The 16,993-nt window shown below is 46.4% G+C and carries 15 protein-coding genes; 5 read left to right on the forward strand and 10 right to left on the reverse strand.

The annotated features are described in order from the left end of the window. Positions 1–7: 7 nt before the first annotated feature. The 6 genes from AOB49_RS03455 to AOB49_RS03480 form a co-directional block, all read right to left on the reverse strand. Positions 8–1,303: a glutamate-5-semialdehyde dehydrogenase gene (locus tag AOB49_RS03455; RefSeq protein WP_062307967.1), complete on the reverse strand. Its 1,296-nt coding sequence runs from the start codon at positions 1,301–1,303 to the stop codon at positions 8–10. 42 nt (positions 1,304–1,345) lie between these two features. Beyond that, the gene (holA, locus tag AOB49_RS03460) at positions 1,346–2,407 is read right to left on the reverse strand and encodes a DNA polymerase III subunit delta (RefSeq protein ID WP_062307969.1); all 1,062 of its coding nucleotides are present in this window, start codon (positions 2,405–2,407) and stop codon (positions 1,346–1,348) included. 17 nt (positions 2,408–2,424) lie between these two features. After that, a complete protein-coding gene (locus AOB49_RS03465) occupies positions 2,425–2,952 on the reverse strand; it encodes an LPS-assembly lipoprotein LptE (protein WP_062307972.1) in 528 nt (175 codons plus the stop codon). 32 nt (positions 2,953–2,984) lie between these two features. Then, positions 2,985–5,657 (reverse strand): leucine--tRNA ligase, encoded by a 2,673-nt coding sequence (gene leuS, locus AOB49_RS03470; protein ID WP_062307974.1) that lies wholly within the window; start codon positions 5,655–5,657, stop codon positions 2,985–2,987. Positions 5,658–5,693: 36 nt separating this feature from the next. Beyond that, positions 5,694–6,494, reverse strand: coding sequence for a 4-hydroxy-tetrahydrodipicolinate reductase (dapB, locus tag AOB49_RS03475; protein ID WP_062308146.1), 801 nt, complete (start codon positions 6,492–6,494; stop codon positions 5,694–5,696). A 90-nt stretch (positions 6,495–6,584) separates the two neighbouring features. Further along, entirely contained in the window at positions 6,585–7,178 is a 594-nt protein-coding gene (locus AOB49_RS03480) for an outer membrane protein assembly factor BamE (RefSeq protein WP_245640599.1), read from the reverse strand. 67 nt (positions 7,179–7,245) lie between these two features. Between AOB49_RS03480 and fur the strand changes: the two genes are divergently transcribed. After that, on the forward strand, positions 7,246–7,701 hold the full coding sequence (fur, locus tag AOB49_RS03485) for a ferric iron uptake transcriptional regulator (protein ID WP_082784046.1): 456 nt from the start codon (positions 7,246–7,248) through the stop codon (positions 7,699–7,701). A gap of 109 nt (positions 7,702–7,810) precedes the next feature. Here the strand turns inward: fur and gap are convergent, their stop codons facing one another. Together gap and tkt are read right to left on the reverse strand one after the other, a co-directional pair. Further along, entirely contained in the window at positions 7,811–8,839 is a 1,029-nt protein-coding gene (gap, locus tag AOB49_RS03490; RefSeq protein ID WP_062307977.1) for a type I glyceraldehyde-3-phosphate dehydrogenase, read from the reverse strand. 25 nt (positions 8,840–8,864) lie between these two features. Continuing rightward, positions 8,865–10,859: a transketolase gene (tkt, locus tag AOB49_RS03495; protein WP_245640600.1), complete on the reverse strand. Its 1,995-nt coding sequence runs from the start codon at positions 10,857–10,859 to the stop codon at positions 8,865–8,867. A gap of 44 nt (positions 10,860–10,903) precedes the next feature. Between tkt and AOB49_RS03500 the strand changes: the two genes are divergently transcribed. Continuing rightward, positions 10,904–11,662: a 16S rRNA (uracil(1498)-N(3))-methyltransferase gene (locus AOB49_RS03500; RefSeq protein ID WP_062307978.1), complete on the forward strand. Its 759-nt coding sequence runs from the start codon at positions 10,904–10,906 to the stop codon at positions 11,660–11,662. Positions 11,663–11,705: 43 nt separating this feature from the next. On the opposite strand, the gene AOB49_RS03505 is transcribed toward AOB49_RS03500, so the two are convergent. Both AOB49_RS03505 and AOB49_RS03510 read right to left on the reverse strand, forming a co-directional pair. Then, complete coding sequence (locus tag AOB49_RS03505) at positions 11,706–12,323, reverse strand: barstar family protein (RefSeq protein WP_062307980.1); 618 nt, start codon at positions 12,321–12,323, stop codon at positions 11,706–11,708. Between the two features lie 138 nt (positions 12,324–12,461). Further along, complete coding sequence (locus AOB49_RS03510) at positions 12,462–14,789, reverse strand: NADP-dependent malic enzyme (protein WP_156471323.1); 2,328 nt, start codon at positions 14,787–14,789, stop codon at positions 12,462–12,464. 84 nt (positions 14,790–14,873) lie between these two features. Between AOB49_RS03510 and thiL the strand changes: the two genes are divergently transcribed. Genes thiL through AOB49_RS03525 form a run of 3 tightly spaced genes read left to right on the forward strand, consistent with a single transcriptional unit; the run spans position 14,874 to position 16,989 of the window. Continuing rightward, positions 14,874–15,896 (forward strand): thiamine-phosphate kinase, encoded by a 1,023-nt coding sequence (thiL, locus tag AOB49_RS03515; protein WP_062307984.1) that lies wholly within the window; start codon positions 14,874–14,876, stop codon positions 15,894–15,896. Next, positions 15,893–16,468 (forward strand): phosphatidylglycerophosphatase A family protein, encoded by a 576-nt coding sequence (locus AOB49_RS03520; RefSeq protein ID WP_062307985.1) that lies wholly within the window; start codon positions 15,893–15,895, stop codon positions 16,466–16,468. Before thiL ends, AOB49_RS03520 begins: the two co-directional genes overlap by 4 nt. Continuing rightward, a complete protein-coding gene (locus tag AOB49_RS03525; RefSeq protein ID WP_062307987.1) occupies positions 16,465–16,989 on the forward strand; it encodes a CinA family protein in 525 nt (174 codons plus the stop codon). The genes AOB49_RS03520 and AOB49_RS03525 overlap by 4 nt, the downstream gene beginning before the upstream one ends. Positions 16,990–16,993 lie beyond the last annotated feature (4 nt).

The following is a 16,993-nucleotide window of genomic DNA, read 5'->3' on the forward strand; positions in this document are numbered from 1 at the left end:
ATCCGCATTAAGTACGGATTTCGCCATGACCCATGACAATGTATTTCAGTGAGGTCAAACCATCAAGCCCAACTGGTCCACGAGCATGTAGTTTGTCATTAGAAATTCCAATCTCTGCACCAAGACCGTATTCAAAGCCATCAGCAAAACGTGTGCTGGCATTGACCATTACGCTTGCACTGTCTACTTCACGCAAGAAGCGATTCGCCTGAGACTGATTATTGGTAATGATGGCATCGGTATGTTTACTACCGTATTGCTCAATATGATTCATTGCCTCATCAATATCTGCAACTGTCTTAATCGACAAAATTGGTGCTAAATATTCTGTTTGCCAATCTTCTTCAGTGGCATTCACTAAATTCTTGAACCCTGCGTCTTCTAGCGTTTTACGAGTGATCGGATCAACCCGCAATTCAACACCTTTGTCTTGATAAATTTTGCATAGAGCTGGTAACACCTGAGGGGCAATGGCTTGATTGACTAATAAAGTCTCCATCGCATTACAGGGCGCATAGCGCTGAGTCTTCGCGTTATCACAGACCTTAATTGCCATTGCGATATCAGCATCTGCATCAATATAGGTATGGCAAATGCCATCAAGATGCTTAATCATAGGAACGCGAGCCTCTGCCATCAAGCGCGCAATCAAACTCTTGCCGCCGCGCGGCACTATCACATCAATATATTCAGTCATGGTGATCATTTCACCGACGGCACTTCGATCGGTTGTTGTGACAACCTGTACGGCGTCCATCGGCAAATTAGCAGCATCTAAGCCCTCTTGGATTAACTGCGCTAATAAGGTATTAGAGTCGATCGCCTCAGAACCGCCACGCAAAATGACGGCATTGCCAGACTTCAAACAGAGAGCAGCAGCATCAATCGTAACATTGGGACGGGACTCATAAATGATTCCAATAACGCCCAAGGGTACCCGCATTTGCCCTAATTCAATACCAGAGGATTGCTTTTTCAACGCGCTAATTTTTCCAATAGGATCGTCTAAGGAGACGATCTGCTCCAAACCCAGAGCCATCGACTCTATGGTTTTTGGTGTCATCGTCAAGCGATCAATGAATGCCGCGTCTTGACCATTCGCTTGCGCACGGGCGACATCGAGCTGATTCACTCTTTGAATCTCATCGGCCTTTTGTCGAATCAATTTTGCAATATGGGTCAATGCGGTATTTTTTTGCTCGCTCGATGCACGCGCCATAGCGCGTGAGGCATGGCGAGCACGCTCACCAATCCCTTGCATCATCTGCACAATAGCCTTATTTGCTTTATTTTCATTACTCATAGTTCAATTCGCTATTTAATCAATTTCAATATCTTCGGTCGCCTAGCGCAACAAATTACCCACTAAACGCAATCCATCCCAAGGGTCAGCAGGTAGATCCGCAACATGCAACCCCTTCACTTGACGATCCAATCCGGCAGCAAGTTGCATAGCTCTACGCAATCTCAAAGGCTGTACTCGTCTTAAGGCTAGTGGATAGAGGCGCTCTTTGTTTCCCCAAATGCGATTGGCACGCATTAACTGCTGCACCGGCTCGCCAGCATCACTGGCAGCTTTCAATTTCGACAGTATCCGCAGCTCTTCTGTAACACTCCACAAAATCAAAACGAGCGGCTCACCCTCACCCTTCAAGCCATCTAGCATGCGATTTAATCGCGATACATCACCGGCTAACATCGCTTCCGTTAACTCAAATACGTTATAACGAGCAACTTTCAAAATTGCCGATCGGATTTGTTCCTCCGTTAGCACTCCCTGTGGATACAGTAAACCCAACTTTTGAATCTCTTGATGCGCCGCGATCAGGTTTCCCTCCACCTGCTCTGCAATAAAGCTCAAAGCACGCTGACCTTCAGGACCTGCCTCCACCTCTTGACCCTGCTTCTTAAGACGTCCCGCAATCCAGTGTGGTAATTGCGTCCGATCCAAAGAATCTAATTGAATCGCCATTCCGGCCTGATCTAGGGCAGTAAACCACGCTGAAGTTTTTGTCTTGCCATCTAACTTAGGCAAGATGATGCAAACAATCGTATCGGGGCCATCGGAATTAATCGCTTGAGACTCAATTTGAGCCGCGAATTGTTTTAGGGCCTCAGCGCCATCGCGACCTGGCTTACCCGTAGGAATTCGTAATTCAACCCAACGCCTATCCCCAAATAAAGACATAGTTTGTCCAGCATTGAGTAGCGCACTCCAATCAAAACCGCGCTCTTGCAAGAGCACCTCACGCTCGGTGTAGCCCAATTTCTTGGCAATAGCACGCAACTGATCCATCGCTTCCATCATTAACAGAGGCTCATCGCCACTAAAAATATAGAGGGGCTTTAACGAAGCCGCAGAGCTACAAGACTTCAAATGGGTCTGTAGTGCATCGCTCTTAACCATGCGCGTACCGTAATCCCTTAAAAACTTTTTACCTGCGGGGCCCGTGCCGAAGCGGCTACCCGACGCAAAATCTGTACAGCTAAATCTCTACGCATTAATGATAGAAATTGCTGCATTTGTACATCTGTTGCCAGAACTGTAGATACCGAGAAATCCATATCTCGGGTCATATAAATTTCAGCCTCAGGAACTATATCGACGCCAGTATTATCGTAGGCCCTAAAACCAACTCGCATATTCAAGCGATATGCGGATACCTGACCCTTAGCGTTATAAGCAAGGATCTCGCGGCCATTAAGATCGCTCGTAATATCTAAAATAAGATCAGCTTCTTTTGGATTAATCGCCACCTTCGCATCAGTACCCGTCAAAATTGCTGTCTGCAAATCAGTGCGCAAAGGAGGCGAAGGAACGCCGGTGATCGTAATCACCTTAAATGGTAAATCCACCATTCCACGCAGACGATATCCGCAAGCGACCAAGCCGCCAATAGGGGCTAAAGCAAACAAACCAAGCATGGCACGTCGAAGGGAATTTACGCTCATGTCTTTAGTTTCTTTTTAAGTAGTCAGGTAATTTAAGCAACAATATTAATCAAGCGACCTGGAACGACAATCACTTTTTTGGGCGCTCCCCCATTTAATGCTTTTACCGCAGGTTCACTTTGCAAGGCCAAGGCCTCGATCTGCTCTTTGCTAGCATCTGCAGGCACCCGAACCTCGCCGCGTAACTTACCGTTAATTTGGAGCATGATGGTTAATTCCGTTTGCACTAATGCAGTCTCATCCACTGCTGGCCAAGGAGTATCCAAGAGGGATCCAAAGACCTTCTCGTAACCCATTTCCTTCCAAAGTGCATGAGTCAGATGCGGAACTACCGGATACAAAACCCTCACTAAAATACTGAGACACTCGCGTAATACCGCTGGTCGCACTGCAGTGTCACCACCCAACTTAACGGGCTCCAAGACATTGAGCATCTTCATTGCGGCAGATACGACTGTGTTGTACTGACGACGCTGGTAGTCAAAGTTTGCCTGCTTCAAAATCGAATGCACTTCACGACGCAATTCTTTTTCAGCTTCATTCAAATCCCCTGGCAATGCCTCGTCAGCGACACGAATAGCATCAGCCTGACTACTTGAATACATCCACACACGACGCAAGAAACGAGAAGCGCCATCAACACCAGCACCAGACCACTCAAGCTGTTGCTCTGGTGGGGCAGCAAAAATGACAAAGAGGCGCGCAGTATCAGCACCGTATTGATCAATCAGCGCTTGAGGATCAACGCCATTGTTCTTGCTCTTAGACATCTTCTCCACACCACCAATGATGACCGGTGTACCTGATGTATCACCCTTTATCTTGGCGCCTTGGGGCCGACCTTTTTCATCTAGATCGAGCTCGATATCCAAAGGATTTAACCAAGTTTTTTTGCCGGAGGGTTCTTCAGAGTAATACGTTTCATTCAGAACCATTCCTTGGGTCAGTAGATTTTGGAATGGTTCATCAAAAGAGATGAGATTGAGATCGCGCATGACCTTAGTCCAGAAACGCGCATAGAGTAAATGCAAAATCGCATGCTCGATACCGCCTATGTACTGATCCATCGGCATCCAGTACTCATTGCGCTCATCAACCATCGTCTTCGCATCTGAACCGGTATAGCGCATGAAATACCAAGATGAATCTACAAAGGTATCCATGGTGTCGGTTTCGCGACGCGCAGGCTTGCCGCATTTTGGACACTTTACATTTAAGAAATCAGAGCGCTTATTTAATGGATTGCCACTACCATCTGGCACACAATCTTCCGGCAAAACCACTGGCAAATCCGCCTCAGGAACTGGTACTGCACCACAGCCTGAGTTGTGCTCATCTCCACAGTGAATAATCGGAATCGGCGTACCCCAATAACGTTGACGAGAAATTCCCCAGTCACGCAAACGATAAGTCGTTTTAATTTCGCCAATACCCATTTTCTCCAAGTCGGCAGCTACAGTATTAACAGCCTCCTCGTGAGACATGCCATCATACTTTCCGCTATTCAGACATATCACATCATCTTTTTGCGCATACCATTCTTGCCAATGACTCGTGTTGAACATTGATGAAGGTGAGCGCAAAGCAATCACTTGCTTAATTGGTAAATCGTATTTGAGGGCAAAAGCAAAATCGCGCTCATCATGTGCTGGCACACCCATCACAGCGCCATCGCCGTATGACATCAACACATAGTTACCCACCCATACCGGCACAGGCTCATTAGTCAGCGGGTGCGTCACATATAAACCTGTGAACATGCCCTCTTTTTCCTGAGTAGCTAGATCTGCCTCGATCACACTGCCCGTTTTACATTTCTCAATAAATGCTGCTAGAGTCGGATTATTCAACGCAGCCTGTGCCGCTAAGGGATGCTCAGCAGCAACAGCGCAAAAGGTAACGCCCATGATGGTGTCAGCACGCGTTGTGAAAACATATAACTGACCATCTTGTATGAAATTACCATGCACATCTTTAATGTCATGCTTAAAAGCGAAACGCACACCACGACTTTTACCAATCCAGTTTTGCTGCATGGTCTTGACGCGCTCTGGCCAACCCAAACCATCCAAACCAGAAAGTAGTTGCTCCGCATACGCGGTGATATTGAAGTAGTAACCAGGAATTTCACGCTTCTCAACCAATGCGCCTGAGCGCCAACCGCGCCCATCAATCACCTGCTCATTTGCCAAGACTGTTTGGTCAATTGGATCCCAATTGACGACTTGGGTCTTGCGATAGGCAATACCTTTTTCAAGCATCTTCAAGAAAAGCCATTGATTCCAACGATAGTAATCAGGGCTACAGGTTGCCACTTCACGTGACCAATCAATTGCTAGACCCATCGCCGCCATTTGCTTTTTCATATAAGCAATGTTGTCGTAGGTCCATTGAGCTGGTGGCACTTTATTCTGAATAGCCGCATTCTCAGCCGGCATTCCAAACGCATCCCAACCCATTGGCATCAATACGTTATAGCCTTGCATACGTAACTGCCGAGCCATCACATCGTTAATGGTGTAGTTGCGCACGTGACCCATATGCAACTTTCCAGATGGATAAGGCAACATAGAACATGCGTAATATTTTGGCCTAGGTTTGCCCGATGCATCTAATGCGTTCTCACTTACCCGATAAGCTTGCGCACTCTCCCAATCAGCTCGCGCTGCCGCCTCAATACTGCGGTGGTCGTAATCCTTACTCATTCAATACAACTCTTTTCTTCTATTTGTACTAGTTAATTATTTGCGTAAACCAAGAACATCTTGCATGTCGTATAAACCAGAATTCTGGTTTTTCAAGAAGCGTGCTGCACGCAAAGCTCCTTGGGCATAAGACTGACGGCTAGATGATTTATGGCTGATCTCAATGCGCTCGCCCTCACCGGCGAATAAGACGGTGTGGTCACCAACAATATCCCCACCACGAATCGTTGCAAAACCAATGGAGCCCGCCTTACGCTCGCCGGTATGGCCTTCACGAGCATATACAGCGACATCATCCAATTTTTCACCAAGAGCGTCAGCAATCACTTCGCCCATTCTCAGTGCCGTACCCGAAGGTGCATCAACCTTATGACGATGATGGGCTTCAATAATTTCGATGTCATAGCCTTCGTTGAGCATTTTGGCAGCAATCTCTAACAACTTGAAAGTTGCATTGACGCCCACGCTCATATTGGGAGCAAAAACAATTGCTAAATTGGTAGATGCCTTTTTAAGACCATCAATTTGATCAGCGCTAAGACCGGTGGTACCAATGATCATTTTGCTACCAGTCTTTTGTGCCGCCGCCAAATGGGTCATCGTGCCTTCTGGACGCGTAAAGTCAATCAGAAATTCCGCTTCGCTCAAAACCTTGGCAATATCAGCAGTAATTACAACGCCAGTTTTTTTACCCAAGAATGCGCCGGCATCTTCGCCTAACTGAGGGCAAGCACTATGCTCTAGCGCACCCACCAATTGAGTATCTGGACTATTTAGGACAGCCTCGATTAGCATTTTTCCCATACGCCCGGTTGCACCGGCAATTGCGATTTTCATCATTTGACTCATCACTTCTTATTTAAAAATTGAGAATTTCTTAAACCCTAAAAAACATCATCGCCACATCACGATCAATGGCAATGCCTTTTATTTTGTGCTGACAGCTCCGCTAGTTGGAGCGGATGCACCAACCGGTAAATTATCTGTTGGGCTAGGCACTAATAACTCGGGCTGTTGAAGAGGTGGCGTTACAGGCGGCTTATTCGACCCAGTCATAACATCCCAAAAAGATCTCTTTGATTTGGCATAGCCATCAATTTCAGCTACTAGCTCAATTTCGGTTGGCAAAGCATCACCTTGGAACTTCACCAACTTATCGCCCTCGAAAAATACCGTCACACGACGCTCTTTACCGATGGGTCGACCTGCACGCTTAAATTCAAACACGTAGTCCCAGCGATTGGCGTGGAAGTAACTAGCCAATAGTGGCGTTCCTAAGATCTGACGAACCTGCTCACGACTTTGTCCAACTTGTAATTTGGCGTACTGCTCGCTTGAAATAAAGTTGCCCTGCACCACATCTGGCACATAAGGTTGAAAAACCTTATTCATCCACGCGCGCTGAGTTTCATCTACTGCGCTTGTGCATCCGGTGACCACCATGAGCCCCCCGACCGAAGCAATCACCAGACCTACGCGGACATGACGAAAAACCCCAAAAATGGAATGGAAATAACTCATAAAAAGTTGGAGGCAATTTTGCATGGCAGGCCGTATCATTAAGACATTGATTTTAGCTCGCAAACCCATGAATATGAACCAAAACCCCACTCCTGCAGATTTACGCGATATTGGCCTAAAAGCCACTGGTCCCCGCATGAAAATATTGGACTTTTTTCATCAAAATGGTGGTACCCACTTCAGCGCAGAAGATGTCTTTATGGCGCTAGCCAAAGACGACAAGGAAATTGGTTTAGCAACGGTTTATCGAGTGCTGACCCAGTTTGAGCAAGCAGGGCTGTTATTGCGTAGCCATTTTGAGTCCAGCAAAGGGGATAGCCGGGCTATTTACGAACTTAATGAGGGTCAACACCATGACCACCTCGTTTGCCTAGATTGCGGGCATGTTGAGGAATTTGTTGATGAGGCAATCGAAAAGCGGCAGCGGGATATCGCTAAAAACCTGGGTTTTGCGCTCCAGGAGCATTCTTTGGCGATGTACGGCCACTGCCAAAAGAAGAATTGTCGTAATAAAAAATCCTGATTTTTAGTGAAGATAATGAAAAAAGACCTCAATTGAGGTCTTTTTTGCATAAAAAGCAGTAATTTAGCGATATTTAATCAAAAAAATCCTGCCCCCTGCTTTACAAGTCCTACTTAACGGCCATTAGTGCTTCGGCAGCATTGAGCATCTGGACTGAGTAGCCCCACTCGTTGTCATACCAGGCCAATACCTTCACAAGCTTGCCATCTGCTGAAACGCGCGTCTGGGAAGCATCATAAATACTTGGACGAGGATCATGATTAAAGTCGATCGAAACCAAAGGCAAGGTATTGAAACCCAAAATACCCTTCAACTCTCCCTCGCTAGCTGCTTTGAGGATGGAATTCACTTCATCCACACTAGTCGCACGACTAGCGGCAAAAGTTAAATCCACCACAGAAACGTTAATCACTGGAACGCGCATTGCAAAACCATCAAAGCGCCCAGCCAATGCGGGCAATACCAAACCAACTGCTTTTGCAGCGCCAGTCTTAGTAGGAATCATACTGGTCACAGCAGAGCGCGCACGGCGCATATCTTTGTGATACACGTCAGTTAATACTTGATCATTAGTAAAAGCATGAATGGTTGTCATCAAGCCAGACTCAATGCCAATCTTCTCCAACAAAGGTTTAACTAGTGGCGCTAAACAGTTCGTTGTACAGCTAGCATTAGAAACCACGATGTCGCTAGGCTTAAGCACCTGTTGATTAACACCGTAAACAATCGTCGCATCCACATCTTTCTCACCAGGAGCCGAGATCAAGACCTTTTTCGCACCCTGAGAAATATGCACCATCGCTTTTTCTTTAGAGGTGAACTTGCCTGAACACTCTAAAACTAAATCAACACCCAGCTCTCCCCAAGGAGTCTCCAAAGGATTACGTGTAGAGAACATCTTAATGCGATCGCCATTCACTACCATGCAATCACCATCTACTTTGACTTCAGCAGGGAAGCGACCATGCGCAGAATCATATTGCGTGAGGTGGGCGTTGATATCGATATCACCCATGGCATTAATTGCGACGATTTTGATATCTCGTCTTGGTTTGCCATTGACTTGATCTTCGTATAAAGCACGTAACACCATACGTCCAATACGACCATAACCATTAATTGCGACACGAATTGTCATTCCATTCCCCTTGCTAATATTGAATTTATTTCTTGGCGATGCATTGCTTTACTGTCTTGGCAATTTGATCCACCGTTAAACCAAAATACTCATATAACTGCGGCGCTGGTGCTGACTCACCAAAGGTATCAACACCATGCACAGCTGCACAGCCATACTTCCACCAGAAATCACTGACGCCCGCTTCAACAGCAACGCGAGGAATATTGGCAGGCAATACTTTTGTTTTATATGCTACATCTTGTTGATCAAATACCGTAGTAGATGGCATTGATACGACGCGAACACCCAAACCTTCAACTTCCAAGCGCTCGGCTGTTTGCAATGCCAAGGCAATTTCTGAACCAGTGGCAATAATCACTGCATCTATTTTTGCTTTCTTTGGATCACGCAATACATAGCCACCGCGAGCAATGTCTTTAATCTGCTGACTATTACGCGAAACAAATGGACAATTCTGACGACTAAAGATGAGTGCACTTGGCCCCTGCTTGCGCTCCACTGCCGCACCCCACGCAACCGCACTCTCTGTAGTGTCGCAAGGACGCCAGACCATTAAATTGGGGATGAGGCGCAAGCTTGCTACGTGCTCAACAGATTGATGAGTAGGGCCATCCTCTCCCAAGCCAATCGAGTCATGTGTAAAGACAAAAATGCTACGTAACTTCATCAACGCAGCCATACGCAATGCATTGCGGCTGTAATCAGAGAAGGTTAAGAAAGTGCCGCCAAATGGAATGTATCCACCATGCAAAGCAATGCCATTCATGATGGCACTCATACCAAACTCACGCACACCGTAATTAATGTGATTACCCCATTGATCAGCACGCACAGGTTTGCATGCAGACCAATTGGTTAAGTTCGAACCCGTTAAGTCAGCAGAACCGCCCATAAACTCTGGCAATGCAGGAGCGAGTGCTTCGATTGCATTTTGACTTGCTTTACGAGTCGCAATAGTTTCCGCTTTAGACTGACAAGTCTTGAGATAGGTGTCGAGCGTTGATGAAAAATCTTTCGACAAATCTCCTTGCATACGACGCTGCAATTCAGAAGCAAGTTCTGGATATTTATTTTTGTACGCCTGGAATTCTTTATTCCACTCATGTTCGGCAGCTTGACCGCGCTTCTTAAAGTCCCAAGCCTCATAAATGTCCTTGGGGATTTCAAAAGGAGCGTAGGGCCAGTTCAACGCCACACGAGTTGCAGCAATTTCCGCTGCGCCCAATGGTGAGCCATGCACCTTATCGCTACCCGCCATATTAGGAGAGCCTTGACCAATTGCAGTTTTACAGCAAATTAAACTTGGCTTATCACTCTTCTTCGCTTTTGCAATCGCACTTGATACCGCCTCGGCATCGTGGCCATCCACATCACGGATGACATTCCAGCCATAAGCTTCAAAACGCTTCGGTGTGTCTTCATTAAACCAAGAAACAACTTTGCCATCAATTGAGATGCCATTGTCATCCCACAAGGCGATTAATTTATTGAGCTTGAGTGTGCCTGCTAATGAACACACCTCATGACTGATGCCTTCCATCAAACAACCATCACCTAAAAATACATAGGTGTAGTGGTCGACAATTTGATGGCCAGGACGATTAAATTCTTCTGCCAATAATTTTTCAGCAAGTGCCATACCTACTGCATTTGAAATACCTTGACCCAAAGGGCCGGTGGTTGTTTCCACACCTGCAGTAATTCCATACTCAGGGTGCCCTGGTGTTTTGCTATGTAATTGTCGGAAATTTTTCAACTCGCCAATCGGCAAGTCATAGCCCGTTAAATGCAATAAGGAATACAACAACATCGATCCGTGACCGTTAGACAAAACAAAGCGGTCGCGATTGATCCAATGCGGATCAGTTGGGTTGTGCTGCAAATGCTCATTCCAAAGACCGACTGCAATATCTGCCATACCCATTGGCATTCCAGGGTGACCGGAATTGGCTTGTTGAACTGCATCCATGGATAGGGCGCGAATGGCGTTAGCCATGCGAATTTGAAGATTTGACATCGTAATTTTGGTCTCGAGGAAAATAAATTAGCTATATTTCAGTAATGCCCCAATTTTATCTTCCCGGCCCGTGGGAAACCGAAAAGCCAAATACCCTCCCCCCTGAGCTCGTCCACCATTTACGAGTACGCCGGATTCAGGTCGGTGACCTCTTCCCCATCTTCGACGGAAAAGGGCAGATTGCACAAGCAAAGCTCTTATCCCTGAGCAATAAGACTGGTGAGGCCCAATTGAGTAATATTCGCCCTGATACCCACCGAGAGAGCCCCTATACGATTACCTTAGCCCAAGGACTCGCTGGTGGCGACAAGATGGACTGGATTGTTGAAAAGGCTATTGAGACCGGTGCACAGGTCATTGCACCCCTACAATGCGAACGTTCAGTTATTAAATTAACCCGCCCTAACGATCTAGAGAGGGCTCAGAAACGCGTTTCTCATTGGGAGGCGATTGTTCAAGCAGCCTGCGAGCAATGTGACAGAACTGTCCTTGCAACAGTAGAACCAATACAGGTTTTTGATAAATACCTACAAAAGCAGCAAAAAGCGGAACTTAAGCTACTTTTAAGCCCTGATACCGACAAAAGTCTATATTCCATCTTGATCAATACTCCGCCACAAGATGTGATTTTGATGATTGGACCAGAGGGAGGCCACTCGCCCGAAGAAGAAGCAATGGCAGAAGCGGCGGGCTACCAAATCGTCTCTTTAGGAGATCGAGTCTTGCGCACTGAGACGGCCGGAGTCGTAGCAATTACCGCCGTCCATAGTATTTGGGATCCAGAAATACAAAAGCGCCTCTAATTGAGGCGCTTTTTACCGACATGCTTCCTGCTAAGTTCGCTACTTATGCAAAGGAGTAAAACACGCGGTATGGCGTGCGACGCTCTGACCAAAAGTCCACTGCATCTCGGAAAACATCTAAAAGCGTTTCGCGAGCCTCTTTGTCAAACTTTTGAGTACAAGGCAAGCCTTCTAAGACCACAACAAAACCAGGCTGTGGGCCAGATTTATCTACAGTTGTAGTTAAGGCATCTAATAAAGGATCAAAATTCTTAGCCTGTTGCTTTGTAAAGGTGTATGCAATCGCAATCGCCTCTAAAACCTCACCTTTAGTCATTGCATTAGAGCAATTGGCATAAATGAAGTGCTGACCAAGCTCTGTCGCCGCTTCCTGCAAATCAGGAGTGCGGAAAGCGCGAATTGATTGGACGATATTAGGGCGCACACTGCGCAACATTGCCGGCGGTCCGGCATCGCGAACGGCCAAAGCGGCACGCCAAGAAGCTGTCACTTTTTTTCCCGAAACTTGATTTGCTGCATAGGTTTGTAAGCGAGATAAACCACCCTCGGCATAGATGTTGGCTGCAGATGACTCAGTTTCAAGTCGATCATTACTATCCCAACTTTCAGCGCGACTGTGTTCTTCGAATCCGGTAGTGCTGTTTTCAGAGCGATTATTCATGATGGGTGCTAGGTTACCCTTAACACGCCATCAAATCAAGCCCAATTAGAGTACTTTTTGTCTAAACTATTGATTTGTATAGTAATTATTTATGTTAGTTATTGCTAACTAACATAAATAAAAGCACTCATTTACCGATTAAGCGATGCCTCTAGCATTACTGGCGGCCTCTACCACTGCCAAAGTGGTGACATTCACAATCCGGCGAACCGTTGCTGCTGGAGTCAGAATGTGAATCGGTTTAGCAACACCTAACAGTAGCGGCCCAATTGCAATTCCGTTACCTGCTGCAGTCTTAAGCAGGTTATAAGAAATATTCGCTGCATCGATATTTGGCAAGACCAATAAATTTGCATCACCCTTCAATGGTGAAGATGTCACAGCGCCAGCTCGAATAGTTGCATCTAAAGCGCTGTCACCATGCATCTCGCCGTCAACCTCAAGCGTAGGATCCGCTTTTTGAATCAAAGCCAACACTTCACGCATTTTGACTGCTGAAGGTGCGCTACTCGACCCAAAATTTGAATGCGACAAGAGCGCCACCTTTGGAGCTAGGCCTAATTTGCGCATTTCGCTTGCAGCCATTAAGGTCAGTTCAGTCAACTGCTCAGCGGTTGGATCAATGTTCACATGGGTATCAACCAAAAATACTTGGCGGCCTGGCAAGATCAAACCAGACATGGCGCCATAAACATTGGCACCAGGCTCTCGACCGACTACTTCATCGATATATTTCAGATGGGTTGCAGAATTTCCAACCGTTCCGCAAATCATGCCATCAGCCATGCCCTTACTAATCATGACTGAACCAATCAAGCTATTACGACGACGCATTTCTAGTTTGGCAAAGGATTCTGTAACACCCTTGCGCTCAGTCAATGCTAAGTAGCTTTGCCAGAAATCACGGTAACGAGAATCATTTTCCGGATTCACAATTTCAAAATCTTCGCCTGCTTTGATGCGTAAACCAAATTTACCTATGCGATGCTCGATGACTGCTGGGCGACCAATCAGAATTGGAGTAGCCAGATGCTCGTCAATAATAATTTGTACAGCGCGCAATACGCGCTCATCTTCACCCTCAGCAAATACAATCCGCTTCTGAGCTGCGGGCACACGTTTAGCAATGCTAAACAATGGCTTCATCAAAGTACCGGAGTGATAGACAAATTGTTGTAACTGGTTACGATAAGCATCAAAGTCCTTAATTGGACGTTGCGCTACGCCATCATCCATTGCTGCTTGAGCTACCGCAGGCGCGATCACAGTAATTAAACGCGGATCAAATGGTTTTGGAATTAAATACTCTGGACCAAAGGAGAGGTTCTCAATGCCATAAACCGAGGTCACTACTTCGCTTTGTTCAGCTTGAGCCAGTTCAGCAACAGCCTTAACAGCAGCAACTTCCATGCCTCGAGTAATCGTAGTGGCACCTACGTCTAACGCGCCACGGAAGATGAATGGAAAGCACAACACATTGTTTACTTGGTTTGGATAATCAGTACGACCAGTGGCCATGACAGCGTCGGGACGAACTTCTTTTACTTCCTCAGGCAGAATCTCTGGCGTTGGATTTGCTAAGGCATAAATCAATGGCTTATCCGCCATCCTCTTGACCATATCTTGCTTTAGAACGCCACCAGCGGAAAGACCTAAGAAAATATCAGCGCCCTCAATCACTTGGTCCAAAGTGCGTAAGTCGGTTTCTTGGCAGAATGGCTCCTTCTCTGGATCCATCAATTCTTTACGGCCCTTATAAGCCACACCGGCCAAATCTGTTACCCAAATATTTTTACGTGGAATACCAAGATCAACTAATAAATCCAAACAGGCCAATGCAGCAGCGCCAGCACCTGATGTCACCAACTTCACATTGCCCACATCTTTGCCAACCACTTTTAAACCATTCAAGATAGCAGCGGCAACTACAATCGCAGTTCCATGCTGGTCATCATGAAAGACTGGAATCTTCATTCGCGCCTGCAACTTGCGCTCGACTACAAAGCAATCTGGCGCCTTAATATCTTCTAAGTTGATGCCGCCAAAAGTGGGCTCGAGCGCTGCGATAATTTCAACCAACTTATCTGGATCGTTTTCATTGACTTCAATATCAAAAACATCGATACCAGCAAACTTCTTAAATAGAACAGCCTTTCCTTCCATCACTGGCTTACTAGCCAATGGCCCAATATTTCCCAAGCCCAGTACCGCGGTACCGTTAGTAATCACGCCCACTAAATTACCGCGCGCGGTGTAGCGGAATGCATTCGCGGGATCTTTCGCGATCTCTTCACATGCCGCTGCTACACCAGGCGTATAAGCTAAAGCTAGGTCTCGCTGATTGGTTAGCTGTTTGGTGGGAGCAATTTCGATTTTTCCTGGAACTGGAAACTCGTGATAGTGGAGAGCGGCCGCTCTTAAATCCGCTATTTGCTGTTCTTTGCTGCTAGAAGTTGGTTTGCTCATCAGTTCACTCATTAATAAGACGTATTCAAGCCTCCAATTCTATTCCTCTCGGATGTAAGACTTCCAAGAGCCATAAAATAGGGTATGTATTCTCAATCTCAGCGCTTAGGTGAATTCGACTTAATTCAACGTTTTTTTAAAACGCAGTCGGAATCCATGCTTACCAAAGACCCTCACTCCATTGCCCTGGGAATTGGCGATGATTGCGCTCTATTAAAAACCGCTCCAAACGAAGAAATTGCAATCACGAGCGATATGCTGGTTGAGGGAAGACATTTTTTTGTCGGCGCAAATCCCTTGTGGCTCGGCTGGAAAGCCTTGGCCGTTAACCTCTCAGACCTTGCAGCAATGGGCGCCAAGCCCCTCGGCTTTACTCTGGCCCTCTCGCTACCCCAAGCAAATGCGGCATGGCTTGAGGCGTTCAGTAATGGCTTATTTGCGATTGCAAATCACTACAACTGCCCCCTCATCGGTGGAGACACTACCGCGGGCCCCTTAAATATTTGTATTACAGCGTTTGGTAGCGTACCCAATGGAAAAGCCATTCGAAGATCAGGGGCATTGGAGAATGACGATATTTGGATTTCAGGAAATGTCGGTGATGCCAGACTTGCGCTTGCTGCACTGCGTCATGAAATTAAATTACCTTCGGGTGATCTTCAAATGATTGAGGCGCGCCTGCACCAACCCACACCTAGAATTGAATTAGGCATCGCCTTGAGAGAGATTGCCAGCTCAGCACTAGATATATCCGATGGGCTATTGGGTGACTTAAAGCATATCCTCAAACAATCCAACAGAGATGCCGAAGTCTTCCTCAACGATATTCCCAAATCGCCAACACTTTTAAAACAAAGTGCTCTACTGCAAAATCAATATGCTGCCTGCGGTGGAGATGATTATGAATTGTGCTTTACAGCACCAATAGGTAAGCGAGAGATGATTGAAAACATTGCCACTGAACTAAACATCTCCCTCACCCGTATTGGAAAAGTACTGCAAATGCAAAATACCCTGCCAAACATCAAACTCATGGGTAGCAACGGCTTGCAACTGGGAAAGTCAGAAACGGATGCGCTTCTCCAATCTTTTGACCATTTCGCATGAACAATCCCAAACAACAAGCGTCCACAGTAAAGCCCAATTTCAAATGGGTATTTAGCTCTCCAAGTCGGGTAATTGCATTTGGCTTTGGTAGCGGTCTTGCCCCAATCGCTCCTGGCACAGTAGGCACGCTCTGGGCATGGGCGGCATATCTCATAGCCGAATATTTTTTAAGCAACCAAGAACTGCTTTGGGTCATTGGAGGCGGAGTGTTGCTGGGCTGCTGGATCTGTGGACAGGTCAGCGAAGAATTGGGTAAAAAAGATTTTGGCGGAATTGTTTGGGATGAAATCATGGCCTTCTGGCTAGTGATGAGCCTGATCATGCCGACCAATATCTGGATGCAAATAATTGCATTTGCACTTTTCCGCTTCTTTGATGCTGCTAAACCAGGGCCTATCGGGATGATTGATCGCTACTTCAAAAATACGGAAGGCAATCATCACTCGTCCCGCTCAAGTCTTGCAGAAATTCTGTGGCGAGGATTTGGGATCATTGCCGATGATTTTGCTGCTGCATTCTTTACTCTTCTAACAATGACACTCGTACAAACTGGGCTCCAATATTTCTCATGAAAAATAATATTGATCCGCAACACGAGCATGCAAAAGCAATCGCTAATGTCTTACTCGGTCGAGGCTGGAAAGTCGCACTGGCTGAGTCTTGCACAGGTGGCTTGGTATGCGCCAGCCTGACCGATCTAGCTGGCTCCAGTGATTGGTTTGAACGTGGCTACATTACGTACAGCAATGAAGCTAAAACGAAATGCTTAGATGTCCCTATAGAAACGATCCAATCATTTGGAGCGGTGAGTGAGGAAGTGGCTAGAGCCATGGCATTAGGAGCTCTCAACAATGCCAAAGTGGATACCGCAATCTCGATCACTGGGATTGCAGGACCCAGCGGTGGCTCTGCAGAAAAACCTGTCGGTACCGTTTGCTTTGCTTGGGTGATTAAAGAACGTGGTCAAGAGCATATTAGCGAAATCCTCACCATAACGAAGCACTTTAAAGGGGATCGCCAAACTGTTCGCGAGCAAGCGCGCGATTACGCACTCTCTCAATTTTTGGAGCTACTGAAACCGAGAAACGCTTAGCACT

The organism is Polynucleobacter sinensis (assembly GCF_001595985.1).
Lineage (GTDB): Bacteria > Pseudomonadota > Gammaproteobacteria > Burkholderiales > Burkholderiaceae > Polynucleobacter > Polynucleobacter sinensis.

Bases quoted from the DNA above. Each gene is read 5' to 3' on its own strand.
- AOB49_RS03455 (WP_062307967.1), bottom strand. From the start codon at position 1,303: ATGAGTAATGAAAATAAAGCAAATAAGGCTATTGTGCAGATGATGCAA.
- holA (WP_062307969.1), bottom strand. From the start codon at position 2,407: ATGGTTAAGAGCGATGCACTACAGACCCATTTGAAGTCTTGTAGCTCT.
- AOB49_RS03465 (WP_062307972.1), bottom strand. From the start codon at position 2,952: ATGAGCGTAAATTCCCTTCGACGTGCCATGCTTGGTTTGTTTGCTTTA.
- leuS (WP_062307974.1), bottom strand. From the start codon at position 5,657: ATGAGTAAGGATTACGACCACCGCAGTATTGAGGCGGCAGCGCGAGCT.
- dapB (WP_062308146.1), bottom strand. From the start codon at position 6,494: ATGAAAATCGCAATTGCCGGTGCAACCGGGCGTATGGGAAAAATGCTA.
- AOB49_RS03480 (WP_245640599.1), bottom strand. From the start codon at position 7,178: ATGAGTTATTTCCATTCCATTTTTGGGGTTTTTCGTCATGTCCGCGTA.
- fur (WP_082784046.1), top strand. From the start codon at position 7,246: ATGAATATGAACCAAAACCCCACTCCTGCAGATTTACGCGATATTGGC.
- gap (WP_062307977.1), bottom strand. From the start codon at position 8,839: ATGACAATTCGTGTCGCAATTAATGGTTATGGTCGTATTGGACGTATG.
- tkt (WP_245640600.1), bottom strand. From the start codon at position 10,859: ATGTCAAATCTTCAAATTCGCATGGCTAACGCCATTCGCGCCCTATCC.
- AOB49_RS03500 (WP_062307978.1), top strand. From the start codon at position 10,904: ATGCCCCAATTTTATCTTCCCGGCCCGTGGGAAACCGAAAAGCCAAAT.
- AOB49_RS03505 (WP_062307980.1), bottom strand. From the start codon at position 12,323: ATGAATAATCGCTCTGAAAACAGCACTACCGGATTCGAAGAACACAGT.
- AOB49_RS03510 (WP_156471323.1), bottom strand. From the start codon at position 14,789: ATGAGCAAACCAACTTCTAGCAGCAAAGAACAGCAAATAGCGGATTTA.
- thiL (WP_062307984.1), top strand. From the start codon at position 14,874: ATGTATTCTCAATCTCAGCGCTTAGGTGAATTCGACTTAATTCAACGT.
- AOB49_RS03520 (WP_062307985.1), top strand. From the start codon at position 15,893: ATGAACAATCCCAAACAACAAGCGTCCACAGTAAAGCCCAATTTCAAA.
- AOB49_RS03525 (WP_062307987.1), top strand. From the start codon at position 16,465: ATGAAAAATAATATTGATCCGCAACACGAGCATGCAAAAGCAATCGCT.